We start from the raw sequence: 12,392 nt of genomic DNA, 5'->3' as shown, positions 1-12,392 counted from the left end.
AATTTAAAAAAATGTGCTATATATAAAAAGTACCAAACCATATTGCATGATTTGGTACTTCTTATATGTAGTGAAGAGAGAATTCATTGTTCGTTGCGATTGTCTGGGATATTGGTAATAATACGGCCTAAGCGTATACCTGATAATAGATTCCAACCCCATTTCAAAGCTACAGTGATGTTGGTATGGGTGCCTGCTAGTCGCATCAAGTGAATAAGCATCCATGCACACCAAGCAAAAAAGCCTTTCATTTTTAAACTGCCTTTGAACATGACAGCCTGTCCGCGGCCAATTGTTGCCATGCTGCCTACATCATGGTAGACAAATTCTTTTAAATCGGTTTGCCCTTTTATAAGTTTCTTGATATTTTCTACACAAACAACTGAACCTTGGGTGGCAACAGGGGCAATAGTCGCTAAAGGACGTCCGTTTTGTTCTAAATGGGCACAGTCACCTATTGCAAAAATTTCTGGATGGTCAGGAACCTGCAAAGTCTTTTTGACAATAACTCTTCCGGCACGGTCTACTTCAGAACCTAATTTTTCGATGACAGGTACTGCTTTTACACCGGCAGCCCAGATTACAGTGTTAGTGGCAATAGTGGTACCGTCTTTCAATGTAAGGGTGTTTTCGTCACAGTCAACAACCTGGGTATTGAGGCGTACATCCACTTTTTTGGAACGGAGGACTCGTACCGTTTCCTTGCGAAGGTCTTCTGGCATCATTGGCAATACTTTGTCGGTAGCTTCGATCAAGATGATGGAAACATCATTTAGGTCAAGACCATGATATTCATCTTTCATGGCGATATAAACTAGTTCTGACAAAGAGCCGGCTTCTTCAATCCCCGTAGGGCCGCCGCCAACGCAAACAAAGGTAAGCATTCTTTTGCGGATTTCTGGATCGGTTTCGCGTTCGGCACGTTCAAACATGTGAAGAACATGATTGCGGATATGGATAGCTTCGCGCAAGGTTTTCATACCATACGTGGAATAGGATAACTTATTCATGCCGAAGTAGTTGGTAGTTGAGCCTGCGGCAAGAACGAGATAATCGTATTTTACGCGTTTGTAAGGGGTAATTACTTCCTTGTTTTCTACATCAAACCCTTGTACGTGTGCCAGCATAAAACGGACATTTTTGTACTTGCGGAAAAATGCTCTTGTCGGATAAGCAATTTCATCAATTGATAACATTGAAGTAGATATCTGATAGAGCAATGGTTGAAATAAATGAAAATTATTGCGGTCAATCAATGTTACATCAACATTTTCCCGAGCGAGTAACAAGGCAGCCTTAATTCCCCCGAATCCGGCGCCAATGATTACTACATGAGGTCTTTTTTCTGACATATTTTCCCACTCCTAGAATTAAATATGATTAACTACAATTATGGATGATAGTATAGCACGATAAATACGTACCTTTTGTCACAAAGTTATTATAAACAATTGTGAATAAAATAACAAGTACATTTGTGAATAAAATCACTTTTTTACAAAGATTAAATTTAAGCCCGATTTGCGTTGCTGGTTATGTTGACTTTTAGGCATCGATAAACTACAATCAGAAAAGGATTATATCGTTCAATAATTGATATTTTAGAATTATTTTGACTCAGGGAGGAGTACAGTATAATGAATTATCCAGATAACATAAAAACCAATGAGGATATTTTGAACGCGTTTAAAGTGGTTATGCCGTATATAAAACAAATTGTCCGTGAGGATATGGTCGTTGCCCTCACTGATTGCGAAAAATATATAGCATACGAAAAAGGGAAAAAAGTTGATATTAATATCGAAACTGGAAAACCCATTACGACGTCTATAGAAAAGAGTATAAGGAACAAAGCTGCTGTTCAGGAAGATACGGAAGCTAATGTATATGGGGTTCCTATTAAAACAACTTTTGTGCCTATTTCTGGGCTAAAGGGTGAGGTCATCGGCACGATAGGCAGTGGCATTGATATGAAAGAAAATGCTAAACTGTTAGAAGGAGTGCAGGATGTAGTAAAATCAGCCCAGGCAGCCTATCAATCCATTGAACAGGTGGCAAATAGTGCTGGTGAACTGGCAAAGTCAGGCCAAGGTTCAATAACCGAAGCTGGTAATCTAAAACAAAAAAGCGGCGAAACGGCAAAAGTAATTGAATTTATTAATAACATTGCCCAACAAACCAATTTACTGGGACTTAATGCAGCTATTGAAGCGGCTAGAGCAGGTGAACATGGCAGAGGTTTTGCTGTTGTTGCTGAAGAAGTCCGCAAACTTGCTGATCAATCTAAAACAGCAACTGAACAGATACATTCTATTTTGGAAGAAATGAATCATGCCGTTGCGGCGATATTTAAGTCAATAGAAACTGTGGGAGCAATCAGTGAAGAACAAGCGGCTTCTACAGAAGAAATAACAGCTACACTTGCGCATATCACGAAAGCAGCTGAACAACTGGATTCTTTTATTGAAAAATATAAATAAATATTTGTACATAAGTCTTTTGGGCATGGCAGCATGGATCTGATTTTGCAGCCAGCGCAATTTTCCGCAGTTTTAAATATTCGGACGGGCAGTCCGGTATAAAAATTGCAATTACTACTTACAAAAAACAAGTGCTTATTCCTATTGAAAATGGGGATAAGCACTTGTTTTTTAGTTTGGAAATGCAAATTGGAAATTATAAAATTTTTATAGTGTTACTCAGCTTTTACCTTTTCTTTAGCAGATCTTTCTGTTAGAACTTCTTTTAAAATGTTTGTTCCGTTTATGGCTTGTGGGAAGCCTGCATAGACGGAAATTAGAAGCATAATTTCCTTAATATCCTCAGCCGTTAAACCTATGTTGAGACCTGCACTGATGTGGAATTTTAATTGTGGACCGGCAGTTCCCAGCGCTGTTAAAGCTGAAATAGTGGAAAGTTCCCTAAATTTTTTATTTAGATTATCTCTTGCCATGATATCCGCTTGTCCACATATTATGAACTGGACAAGTTCTGGTGCAATATCCTTATAAGCTTCTTTAAGTAGTTCCGCTTGCTGGCTGTCCAGCTCAGAAAGTTCCTTTAGGCCAACTTCATATCTTTCCGCAGGTAAAACGCTACTGGTTGGTTCCTTGCCAATACAGTCGTTGATGCCTTGTTCTTCACGTTCTTTTAATACATCCTTTAATTCGTTCATCGCGTTTATACTTGCTGGAAAACCAGCATATGCGGACATTTGAAGTATTATTTCTTTAATTTCATTAATTGAACAGCCAACATTTAGTGCTCCGTTTATATGGACGTTCAATTGTGGCCTTGCATTTCCCAGTGCGGTTAATGCGGCAACTACGGCCATTTCTTTTGCTTTTAGATCCAGTATATCCCTTGAATATATATCACCAAAAGTATATTCGATCATATATTTAACCAAATCTGGAAATATAGTGTTCATACTATTTACTACAGCATCACCGGATTTCCCGTCCACTTCCTGTAATTTTGCCAATCCTCGTTTTAATCTATTTTCCATTTATTTTTTCCTCCATTTTAGTATAAATTTCTACCTTTTTGGCAACGTAATCACGTGACTTTGCCAATTCTTCAATTTTATTTTCAATGAAATTTAAGTGTTCCTGCATAATATTTTTTCTTTCTGTAATAGTTGAATCACCCATTTTCCGCAGTTGAGCATATTTTTTCATTTTGTTTATATTCATTCCGGTTTCTCTAAGTCTGCCTATCATTTCTATCCATTTTATGTCCCTTTCACTGTATACTCTTTTCCCTGAAGCATTCCTTTTTATATCTGTAATTAGGCCAATGCTTTCGTAGTACCTTAGAGTACTTGAATTTAAGTTCATTAATTTTGCCATATCGCTTATTTCAATGTCTGCCATACGAAGCACCTCCTCACATACCTAAAATATCACTTAAAGCGCACTTTAAGTCAAGGTACTTTTAAAAATTTATGGATATTTTACATCTATTGGTCTTTATAAATGCATAACGGCAGAAAATCAGATGTAGTTTAGATTTTCTGCCGTTCATAAATTGAATTAAGTTACTATAATAAAAAATATCTTTTTTATTATGAAGCCATTCTATATATTTTTTTCATGTCTTCTTTATAAAGCACCTTAAAATTTCCTATTGTTCTTTGGTTTTTAAAACTACAGTTTTGTGCGAGTTCTTCAATTTGTGATTCTGTTAATGCTATCTTTAAATTGCTTATTTTGACAGGCATACCAAGAGAAATAAAAAATTCTTCTAATGTTTCAATTCCTTCAAGTGCTGTTTTTTCGGGTGCAAAAAAATTACATGGGATATTTAGGACTTGGGAGGCAAATTGCATAAATCTGTTCGGATTGGTTTTTAATACATAGCGTGCCCAGCTTCCCCATAGCGCAGCTAAGCCCGCGCCATGCGAAATATTGAACATACCGCTTAATTCATGCTCTAGTTGGTGTGTTGCCCAATCACTTGCAGCACCGCAACCTGTTAAGTCATTGTGGGATAAACTCGCTGTCCACATAATTTCAGCACGTGCTTTATAGTTTTTGGGGTCTTTCATTAAAATTTTAGAATTATGAATTACGGTACGCATAATACTTTCGCTGATTTTATCTGTAACTTCCATTGATGGTTCAGAAGAAAAATATCGTTCCATAGAGTGCATGAGAATATCTGTACAACCACAGGCTGTCTGCCATTTTGGTAATGTGTAAGTGAGCTCGGGGTTCATAATGACAAATTTGCATCTTCCCAAATCAGAATTACATGCCCTTTTTAAATTTCCGTCTTCATTAGTAATAATCGAACAATAGCTCATTTCACTTCCAGAGCCAGCTATTGTTAAAATCGTACCAATTGGCAAACAAGAGGAAGGCTTTCTTTTCCCATTATAAAAATGCCAAACATCACCTTCATTTGTTACACCGTAGCCAATTGCTTTAGCAGTATCAATAACACTGCCTCCACCAACGGCTAGAATAAAATCGACTCGTTCATTTCTGCAAATTTTGATGCCTTCATATACTTTAGATAATACTGGATTAGGGACAACTCCGCCCAAAGTAATAAAGGAGATACCAAATTCAGACAATGAGCCATATATCTGTTCTAATAAACCAGAACGTTGTGCACTATTTCCCCCAAAAAGTACAAGTGCTTTTTGGCAGCCAAGTGAATGAATTAATGAACCAACTTGTTTCTCTGTCTCTTTCCCAAAAACGACCCGTGTAGGGGCATAATACTCAAAATTTTTCATGTTTTACCTCCTATAATTTTGTAATATTACTGTAAGGCCTTGAGTATACTCAAGCGCAAGAAAAATTTTTAAAAAACATAGGTGTTCTATAAATAATTATTGACATGGTGTATATTTATACCTATAAATTATATTGAATATTGATCGTTATTAGGCGGGAGAAAAAATATGCACGATACAATTGCGCAGGCTTCTAAAAAAACAGGCATTTCTATACATACATTACGTTATTATGATAGAGAAGGATTACTTCCCTTCATTGAACGTTCGGCAAATGGGAATCGTTTGTTTAATGAGACAGATTATGAGTGGATTACTGTTTTACAATGTTTAAAAAACACAGGAATGCCTTTAAAACAAATTCGAACTTATATGGATTGGTGTATGCAGGGAGATGCGACTCTCAAAAAAAGGCTTGCACTTTTTCAAGCTCAAAAAAATGTTATTGAAGGACAGTTGAAAGAATTAGAAAATTATCAAAGAATTGTGGAATATAAAATCAATTATCTAAAGGGACGTATAAATGGTACAGAGGTAAAAAGTTTAAGTCGATTTTAATATCAATAGTGAGTAAATAATTCTAAATCATATTTATAAAACAAAAAGGCATAAAATTCGTTTAAGAATTTTATGCCTTCAGCTTTCTGATTAGCACCGAAATGAATATAAATTGTAGCAATAATATCATTTTTATATTGTAATGTCAAATTATATTATGTTTAAAATTGGTGTGAAGTGATTATTTCTTTAGCAAATGCAAATAGTTGTCTGCGTCTTCTCTTGATTTGAATATATTGATATTTTTTTGCTTGTATTTTCTTAATAAGTTATAAATCTGTGGTAATTGTTTTACTGGAAAATTCATAATCCATTGTTTAAATTCTCCATCAAATTCAGTTTCTATCCAAGGCATATCTTCACGTTTTTTACCTATACGAGAATTCGCACCTGAAAGGCAGGTAGCAAGTGAATAGTCTAATAAAAATACAGTATCGCATTCTTTTAATCTTATTTCTAGTGTACGAAGATAATTCCCGTCAATTATCCACTTGTCTTGTTTCAATATATTAATTAGTTTTATATCAAATTCATCTTGTGTAAAATTAGTTTTGTCAGCTTTATGCCATAACATATCTAAATAATAAAGTGGAAGCTGTGTAGTATTTTTTAATCTGCGGGCAAATTCGCTTTTTCCTGCACCGGGACATCCAATTACTATTACCTTTTTCATATAATAGCTATCCTCCAAGACTTGTAATAGAGGTGGTTAGTTATTTCCTATCATTTTTTTAGTCAAAGCCATTGGAATTTATCTGGAACTGTTTTAATTTATTTTAGTGAAATAGTAGTTTTGACATTGATACGGTTGTCTCATGTATCTTGAGTCTGCAACAATATAATTCTAAGGGAAAGCTTTCTATTATCTTTTCTTTGCGCGTTTATCTTCAAATGTCGTTTCGTATGTATGCAAGAAGAATTGTAATTTTTTTATTCTTTGCTCTATGTCCGATTTCCATAATGTTAACTGCTCATATCCTATTGGTGTGATGCTGTAAATCTTTCGGGCGGGACCAGCATGACTTGTATCCCAAGAGAAAGTGACGGCACCATCTTTATTTAATTGATTTAAGGTACGATAAATTGCAGCTGTGTCACATTGAAAATCAGGTATATTATTAATCAAGGCATTATAAATAGCACCTCCATGCGCATTACCATGTGCCAATTCCAATAAAATAAAAGCAGGTAAGTGTCTATGTTGTTGGACTTTACCAATGTTCATAATTGCATCTCTCCTAAATGTTAAAAACAGTATACTGCTTTAACCATTATTACGTCAATCTTTCTTGACATAAATGAAAAAGCATTTTATATTATACTGTAAAGAACACTAAGATGTTTAAAACATTTATTGGGGGGATATTATGATTACTCTTATTTTTTATTTGTTGGCTGGTTTGATAATTATTTGGTCAAGCTACAAAGATCGTACAAAAACTAAGCAATCTTTATTAAAAGGTTGGCACTCTTTTGAAAATATTTTGCCCATTTTCTTGTTAATTGTTTTTTGTATTGGGCTCATTCTTTCATTTTTAACACCACAAACAATTGCTTATCTTTTAGGCAGTGAATCTGGTTGGCATGGTACATTGCTTGCCGCGATTGTAGGTTCATGTACGGTTATCCTTGGGTTTGTTACATTTCCTTTAGCCCGTACTTTATTAGAAAATGGTGCGGGTATGTTGCAGATTATTATGTTCATTTCAACTTCTGTAATGGTTGGTGTGCTTACTTTACCATTGGAAATACAATACTTTGGGAAAAAATCGGCGTATATTCGTAATGTATTAGCTATATTTTTTTCTTTAATAATTGCATTTACTATGGAGGCGTTGCTACAATGAAACATTTACTTTCGCGCTACAAGCTTTTAATTGCTGTTTTGATAATTTATTTCATTCTATACCTTATAGATCCAGCGCGTGGTAAGGCTGCACTGGTTGAGAGCTTTGGAAGTTTGGGAGAAATGTTACTTATTATGCCACCAATTTTTATTTTACTCGGTTTTTTAGATATTTGGGTTGATAGAGAAACTATGATGAAATTCATGGGAAAAAATTCTGGAATTCGTGGCATTTTCATTGCATTTTTTATTGGCTCAGTTGCTGCTGGTCCCGGTTATATGGCATTCCCTTTTACTGAAGTGCTGATGCGTAAAGGGGCTAAATTCACAAATATTATTATTTTTATCGGTGCTTGGTCTGCTACAAAGATTCCCATATCCTTGTTTGAGGCATCTATAATGGGATGGAATTTTATGTTACTGCGATATGCATTAGATGTCCCTGCTATATTGTTAATGGTTAAAATTATGGATTTATTATTATCTAAAAATGACAAAAGCAGAATTTATCAGCTTTCATCTCAAAATGAGTAATATAGTTCGAAATAGATAGTGGATTGTACATTCAAAACACTAATGCTGTATTTACTTGGATAAGAGTGTATGAAAAACGTACTTTCAATCGAATAACATGTTAAAAAAAATTTCTTTACTAAGCACAGGTCAAGTATGATGTTTATTTATAAAATTACATGTTGATAAAAATATTATAATTAAACAGGAACAAGATGCTCTACAACCAGTATTGTAAAGTATCCTGTTCCTGTTTACTAATATTATCAAATTGTTATTTAACTTAGTAGTGTGTTTACTACAATAATGTTTTAAATTTCAAAATATTTTTCAAATAGTAGTGATATTAATACTAGTGATACCTATTCTTATATAACACTTTGGCTTGTTTCGTATATTTTACAATGAAATTTGTTTTTGTATCTGTATACGCATCTCGGTTATACTCATATTTTTTAGCAATGGTTACATTCTCAATAAGATAATCCCTAAAATAAAGTTTTGCATTATCGCCTTCATAGCTTATATGCAAATGCTATACTTTTTCTGCAAAACCTCTAAAATATATTTTATTTTAGGGAATTTATTGAATGGAGTTCAAATTATCAATATCAATATGGTCCTTATCACTCAATTCGTAACCTGAATGAAACAGTAGCTGCGCTTCTTTTGAGATACAGGGTATTTCTCGGTCTTTATATTCTGTTGAAGTAAACCATTCTTTCTGGAAAATATACTTTCCCCCTTGTGGATCTGCTTGAGTGATAGAACCATCTGCATTAAAATCAATAGGGTGGATATCTAAATATCCATATTTATCATGTTTAAGTTCCATACGGGAAGGCATCCAGTCAACATTGACGATATAGCCAATTTCCTTTAATTTTGAAATAACAGATTCCGTATATTTAGCATCGAAATCTATATCAATATCTCTATGTTTTCGGTTTTGCTGACCGGTTAAGACATCTACGCCCCAGCCACCGTCTAACCAATAAGGTACTTTCATATGTTCGAAAAAGTTTAAAATATGGAACAGTGTTTCTTCCGTCACAGTTTCTATATTATTTTTCAAAATAAAATTCTCCTTAATTATTTATTCGCATTGTAAAGTCAAATGAAAGTTGAGACCCTGTTAGTTCTTCTGGTACAATAGTTTTGCCACGAATAATATACATCCCAAAGGAGAAGAGTCCTCATGACAAAATCATATCAAATTTGCTACTCAAAATGCAATAACCATCAAAATTTTTATTATTATGGTACAGAATAATAGAAACATGTAAGGCAAATAAAATAGATATCTATAAATATCTTTGGTATATATTTAAAAATCTGCCTAACCAGCCGATTATTCATAATTTTGTGCTGATAGAAAATTATCTGCCGTGGAGTGACGAAATAAAAAACAACTGTAGTCAATAATCATACATGTGAAATACTGCTAGTCCTTGTAATTTAGAATACAAGATTAGCGGCATTATTGCTATATATCATTTGATTGCTCGCTTACATTTAGTATTCTTATTTAACTAATTTGTTAGCGTGCTTTAAATATTTTAATTGTATTTTTATGATTAACTAAAAGTGATTATTGGATGTTTAGTATGGATTAATTAGGCTTTTGTCAAAAGTGAACTATTTCGTTAGGCGTGTCTTATACTTTTTCTCTTGCCTTGCATCTTTTATCTTTTCTTAAATTGTAATATCAAATTGAACAGTTTGTAAATCCACTAACTGCCCAACTTCTTCTAAAAATACTTCTTGAGGAGTTTTATATCCCAATAATTTACGAGGTAAATTGTTACACCAATAAATGGCACGTTTTAAGGTATCTTCAGTAATGGTTTTAACAGGAACACCCTTAGGTATAAAACGACGAATCAACCCATTATGTCTTTCATTAGAACCACGTTCCCAAGCTGAATATGGATGGGCAAAGAATATATCCAATCCGCTACGCTCAAGCTCAGATATTTTTGCAAACTCTTGACCATTGTCAGAAGTAATAGTTTTGCATAAAGCAGCTAAACTTGAGTTTTTAGAAAAAGACCCAAGCCAATCTGCCAATGTATTCTTTACATTAGCAGCTTTTGCTGAAGGACAGCGTAACGCTACATATAATCTGCGATAAAAAAGGCTCAATAAAACCTGCTCGCAACGTATTAAAAGATCCTTGGCGATTCCTTTTATACACAGTTTGCCCTGTATCGGCTAAATACGTAAGACCTGCTTTATTTTGCTTAATTTGAACTACACTGCCTCGTTTAATTTCGTTGTAAATTGTAGTTCTGGAGCGGCCTAGATCACTGGCTATAGAGGTTATACTATCTCCAGCAAGCAACCTTTTTCAATATAAAAACGTTCTTCTAAATTTAAGTGTTTATTTGTACGTAATGTCGTGTTATGATTGTTGTAGTCCATAGTGATTACCTCAGGTTATATTTTTGATTAGACACCTAAATCATAACACGAGGTCACTATGGATTTTTATCTGTTCAATTTCATTTTACAATTAACCATTATACAGTCTGAACGTTTCCTTGAATATATTTTTTATTCGTGTGTTTGTTGTGTCGCTGTGTTAATATTGTGTTGACATCAGCAAAGAATAATGCTACATTTAAGACAGAAATGGGGGTGTTGAATATGGTAAATACAAATTTGAATATCCGGACGGATAAGGAAGTAAAAAATCAGGCTGAGAAAATATTCAATGCATTGGGAATGAATATGACGACAGCGGTAAACATCTTCTTAAAAACAACGATACGAGAAAATGGCATTCCCTTCCGTCTCACTCTTGACGTTCCTAATGCAATAACTAGGTCTGCTATTGAAGAAGGCAACCGAATCGCCACTGATAAAAAAGTAAAAGGGTATACTAATATGACAGATTTGCGTGTAGCCCTTGAAAAATGAAGTACGAAGTAAAATTCACCACTCAATTTAAGAAAGATTTGAAATTAGCAAAGAAGCAGAACAAAGATATAGATGTGCTGTTCTCTGTCATTGAGCAATTAGCCAAAGGAAAACAATTGGATGAAAAATACAGAGACCATAATTTAGGTGGAACATACAAAGATTGCCGGGAATGCCATATTGATCCAGATTGGCTCCTCGTTTATGAAATAAGAGAAGATGTACTTGTTCTTCTTTTGTATCGTTTGGGCAGCCATTCCCAATTATTTTAGCAGCATGAGTAATATCACGGACACATTTACCTGCTTAACGTGATATACTAATAGCATAAAATTTTGTATGGATCCTTTATGGACTTATATTTAGACAATAAGCTATTATTCTCATAAAACCGCTTATTACAGTGAGGACACTTATAACGACGTTTTTTTATTAAAATAGTGTAGCTTGTATGTGCTACAGGCAAATGTTTAACTTTTTGTAACCTATAATCATGTATCTTCCTTGTTTCATTCTTACACTGTGGGCATATATGTGGTTTGACCGGTAGACAAATAGTAATTACCTTGCCAGCTGTCCTTATTACGTTAAATCCTTTTAAATTTAATAATTCTATAGTATAATTCTCTTTGAGCATAAAACATCAATCCTTTCTTTTTAGTGTAGGAACTTTAATTGTAACGGATTTTTTTGTTTTATGCTCTTTTTTTGCAAAAAAATAATGTTGGAGTAAGCTTGAATTTTTGCTTACCCCAACATTTAGTATAGAATTTTTAAGTTTTTGTTTATGTCAACATTTAATATAAAACTATTTTATTGCGTTTGTAATTTTAAGGGAAAAATCCATACTTTTCTGGGAATACCATCAGCACCATTTTGTATTTGTTGATAAGGTTTATCTGCTAAAGCTACAACACCGCGGTATATGTATTTAGTAGGAACTAAGACTTCAAATAGATGAACGACGACACCATTTGTGTTGGATTGAGCTAGAGTTTTATTTTGCATAAAAAATAAATCTTGATCACCATTTTTCCCCATACCTGTATAATGTAAAATATTATCGAACCACTCATCCTTGTATAATTTTTTTGTATGGTCTGATATTATTATCAACGAGTTAGTTGCTCTTGAACGACGCATTCCGCCCATATTTCCGCACCGAAATTCATTTATTAATTCCGCATGTGTTATAGTTTGTCCTATTTTAAATTTGCAAGAAGTACTCATAGCATCCTCCACTATCATTTTAATCAACGAATTATTTACAAACAAATATGCATGCGGTAAGATAATTATTCATCTATC

17 protein-coding genes are annotated in these 12,392 nt (G+C 34.0%); 6 read left to right on the top strand and 11 right to left on the bottom strand.

Going from position 1 to position 12,392, the window contains the following annotated elements; genetic code table 11:
- Positions 1-83 precede the first annotated feature (83 nt).
- Positions 84-1,352 (bottom strand): NAD(P)/FAD-dependent oxidoreductase, encoded by a 1,269-nt coding sequence (locus EDC37_RS07245; protein ID WP_132549663.1) that lies wholly within the window; start codon positions 1,350-1,352, stop codon positions 84-86.
- Positions 1,353-1,637: 285 nt separating this feature from the next.
- Between EDC37_RS07245 and EDC37_RS12610 the strand changes: the two genes are divergently transcribed.
- Positions 1,638-2,480: a methyl-accepting chemotaxis protein gene (locus EDC37_RS12610; RefSeq protein WP_132549660.1), complete on the top strand. Its 843-nt coding sequence runs from the start codon at positions 1,638-1,640 to the stop codon at positions 2,478-2,480.
- 215 nt (positions 2,481-2,695) lie between these two features.
- Here the strand turns inward: EDC37_RS12610 and EDC37_RS07235 are convergent, their stop codons facing one another.
- The 3 genes from EDC37_RS07235 to EDC37_RS07225 form a co-directional block, all read right to left on the bottom strand.
- The gene (locus tag EDC37_RS07235; protein ID WP_132549657.1) at positions 2,696-3,508 is read right to left on the bottom strand and encodes a carboxymuconolactone decarboxylase family protein; all 813 of its coding nucleotides are present in this window, start codon (positions 3,506-3,508) and stop codon (positions 2,696-2,698) included.
- On the bottom strand, positions 3,498-3,875 hold the full coding sequence (locus tag EDC37_RS07230) for a MerR family transcriptional regulator (RefSeq protein WP_132549654.1): 378 nt from the start codon (positions 3,873-3,875) through the stop codon (positions 3,498-3,500). Before EDC37_RS07230 ends, EDC37_RS07235 begins: the two co-directional genes overlap by 11 nt.
- 191 nt (positions 3,876-4,066) lie before the next feature.
- A complete protein-coding gene (locus tag EDC37_RS07225; RefSeq protein WP_132549651.1) occupies positions 4,067-5,245 on the bottom strand; it encodes an iron-containing alcohol dehydrogenase in 1,179 nt (392 codons plus the stop codon).
- A 168-nt stretch (positions 5,246-5,413) separates the two neighbouring features.
- On the opposite strand from EDC37_RS07225, the gene EDC37_RS07220 reads away from it, so the two are divergent.
- Entirely contained in the window at positions 5,414-5,803 is a 390-nt protein-coding gene (locus tag EDC37_RS07220) for a MerR family transcriptional regulator (protein ID WP_132549648.1), read from the top strand.
- Positions 5,804-5,984: 181 nt separating this feature from the next.
- On the opposite strand, the gene EDC37_RS07215 is transcribed toward EDC37_RS07220, so the two are convergent.
- Together EDC37_RS07215 and EDC37_RS07210 are read right to left on the bottom strand one after the other, a co-directional pair.
- Positions 5,985-6,476, bottom strand: coding sequence for a P-loop NTPase family protein (locus tag EDC37_RS07215; protein ID WP_132549645.1), 492 nt, complete (start codon positions 6,474-6,476; stop codon positions 5,985-5,987).
- A gap of 189 nt (positions 6,477-6,665) precedes the next feature.
- The gene (locus tag EDC37_RS07210; protein ID WP_132549642.1) at positions 6,666-7,028 is read right to left on the bottom strand and encodes a helix-turn-helix transcriptional regulator; all 363 of its coding nucleotides are present in this window, start codon (positions 7,026-7,028) and stop codon (positions 6,666-6,668) included.
- Between the two features lie 142 nt (positions 7,029-7,170).
- Here EDC37_RS07210 and EDC37_RS07205 point away from each other — a divergent pair, with 142 nt between their 5' ends.
- Positions 7,171-7,650 carry a permease gene (locus tag EDC37_RS07205; protein WP_132549639.1) on the top strand — a complete coding sequence of 160 codons (480 nt, stop codon included), beginning with the start codon at positions 7,171-7,173 and terminating at the stop codon, positions 7,648-7,650.
- A complete protein-coding gene (locus tag EDC37_RS07200) occupies positions 7,647-8,183 on the top strand; it encodes a permease (protein ID WP_132549636.1) in 537 nt (178 codons plus the stop codon). Before EDC37_RS07205 ends, EDC37_RS07200 begins: the two co-directional genes overlap by 4 nt.
- Before the next feature lie 562 nt (positions 8,184-8,745).
- Here EDC37_RS07200 and EDC37_RS07195 read toward each other — a convergent pair.
- From EDC37_RS07195 to EDC37_RS12670, 3 genes are all read right to left on the bottom strand, one after another.
- On the bottom strand, positions 8,746-9,237 hold the full coding sequence (locus tag EDC37_RS07195; RefSeq protein WP_132549633.1) for a nucleotidyltransferase domain-containing protein: 492 nt from the start codon (positions 9,235-9,237) through the stop codon (positions 8,746-8,748).
- Between the two features lie 620 nt (positions 9,238-9,857).
- On the bottom strand, positions 9,858-10,307 hold the full coding sequence (locus tag EDC37_RS12365) for an IS30 family transposase (RefSeq protein WP_196589949.1): 450 nt from the start codon (positions 10,305-10,307) through the stop codon (positions 9,858-9,860).
- Positions 10,246-10,506, bottom strand: a complete 261-nt coding sequence (locus EDC37_RS12670; RefSeq protein WP_196589948.1) for a helix-turn-helix domain-containing protein — start codon at positions 10,504-10,506, stop codon at positions 10,246-10,248. The genes EDC37_RS12365 and EDC37_RS12670 overlap by 62 nt, the downstream gene beginning before the upstream one ends.
- Before the next feature lie 305 nt (positions 10,507-10,811).
- Between EDC37_RS12670 and EDC37_RS07180 the strand changes: the two genes are divergently transcribed.
- The gene (locus EDC37_RS07180) at positions 10,812-11,084 is read left to right on the top strand and encodes a type II toxin-antitoxin system RelB/DinJ family antitoxin (RefSeq protein WP_132549630.1); all 273 of its coding nucleotides are present in this window, start codon (positions 10,812-10,814) and stop codon (positions 11,082-11,084) included.
- Complete coding sequence (locus EDC37_RS07175; protein ID WP_132549627.1) at positions 11,081-11,356, top strand: type II toxin-antitoxin system YafQ family toxin; 276 nt, start codon at positions 11,081-11,083, stop codon at positions 11,354-11,356. Before EDC37_RS07180 ends, EDC37_RS07175 begins: the two co-directional genes overlap by 4 nt.
- A 47-nt stretch (positions 11,357-11,403) precedes the next feature.
- Here EDC37_RS07175 and EDC37_RS12665 read toward each other — a convergent pair whose 3' ends face one another.
- Together EDC37_RS12665 and EDC37_RS07165 are read right to left on the bottom strand one after the other, a co-directional pair.
- The gene (locus tag EDC37_RS12665) at positions 11,404-11,721 is read right to left on the bottom strand and encodes a transposase family protein (RefSeq protein WP_132549624.1); all 318 of its coding nucleotides are present in this window, start codon (positions 11,719-11,721) and stop codon (positions 11,404-11,406) included.
- A gap of 176 nt (positions 11,722-11,897) precedes the next feature.
- Positions 11,898-12,314 (bottom strand): SRA domain-containing endonuclease, encoded by a 417-nt coding sequence (locus EDC37_RS07165; protein ID WP_132549621.1) that lies wholly within the window; start codon positions 12,312-12,314, stop codon positions 11,898-11,900.
- Positions 12,315-12,392 lie beyond the last annotated feature (78 nt).

It is taken from the genome of Pectinatus cerevisiiphilus, assembly GCF_004341685.1.
Lineage (GTDB): Bacteria > Bacillota > Negativicutes > Selenomonadales > Selenomonadaceae > Pectinatus > Pectinatus cerevisiiphilus.
The sequence above is the reverse complement of the archived record's forward strand: the minus strand, read 5'-3'. Positions and strand labels throughout refer to the sequence as shown.

Excerpts from the sequence above, each read along its gene's own strand:
- EDC37_RS12665 (WP_132549624.1), bottom strand. The coding sequence starts at position 11,721 with ATGCTCAAAGAGAATTATACTATAGAATTATTAAATTTAAAAGGATTT.
- EDC37_RS12610 (WP_132549660.1), top strand. The coding sequence starts at position 1,638 with ATGAATTATCCAGATAACATAAAAACCAATGAGGATATTTTGAACGCG.
- EDC37_RS07220 (WP_132549648.1), top strand. The coding sequence starts at position 5,414 with ATGCACGATACAATTGCGCAGGCTTCTAAAAAAACAGGCATTTCTATA.
- EDC37_RS07230 (WP_132549654.1), bottom strand. The coding sequence starts at position 3,875 with ATGGCAGACATTGAAATAAGCGATATGGCAAAATTAATGAACTTAAAT.
- EDC37_RS07225 (WP_132549651.1), bottom strand. The coding sequence starts at position 5,245 with ATGAAAAATTTTGAGTATTATGCCCCTACACGGGTCGTTTTTGGGAAA.
- EDC37_RS07205 (WP_132549639.1), top strand. The coding sequence starts at position 7,171 with ATGATTACTCTTATTTTTTATTTGTTGGCTGGTTTGATAATTATTTGG.
- EDC37_RS07210 (WP_132549642.1), bottom strand. The coding sequence starts at position 7,028 with ATGAACATTGGTAAAGTCCAACAACATAGACACTTACCTGCTTTTATT.
- EDC37_RS07175 (WP_132549627.1), top strand. The coding sequence starts at position 11,081 with ATGAAGTACGAAGTAAAATTCACCACTCAATTTAAGAAAGATTTGAAA.
- EDC37_RS07245 (WP_132549663.1), bottom strand. The coding sequence starts at position 1,352 with ATGTCAGAAAAAAGACCTCATGTAGTAATCATTGGCGCCGGATTCGGG.
- EDC37_RS07215 (WP_132549645.1), bottom strand. The coding sequence starts at position 6,476 with ATGAAAAAGGTAATAGTAATTGGATGTCCCGGTGCAGGAAAAAGCGAA.
- EDC37_RS07180 (WP_132549630.1), top strand. The coding sequence starts at position 10,812 with ATGGTAAATACAAATTTGAATATCCGGACGGATAAGGAAGTAAAAAAT.
- EDC37_RS07200 (WP_132549636.1), top strand. The coding sequence starts at position 7,647 with ATGAAACATTTACTTTCGCGCTACAAGCTTTTAATTGCTGTTTTGATA.
- EDC37_RS07165 (WP_132549621.1), bottom strand. The coding sequence starts at position 12,314 with ATGAGTACTTCTTGCAAATTTAAAATAGGACAAACTATAACACATGCG.
- EDC37_RS07235 (WP_132549657.1), bottom strand. The coding sequence starts at position 3,508 with ATGGAAAATAGATTAAAACGAGGATTGGCAAAATTACAGGAAGTGGAC.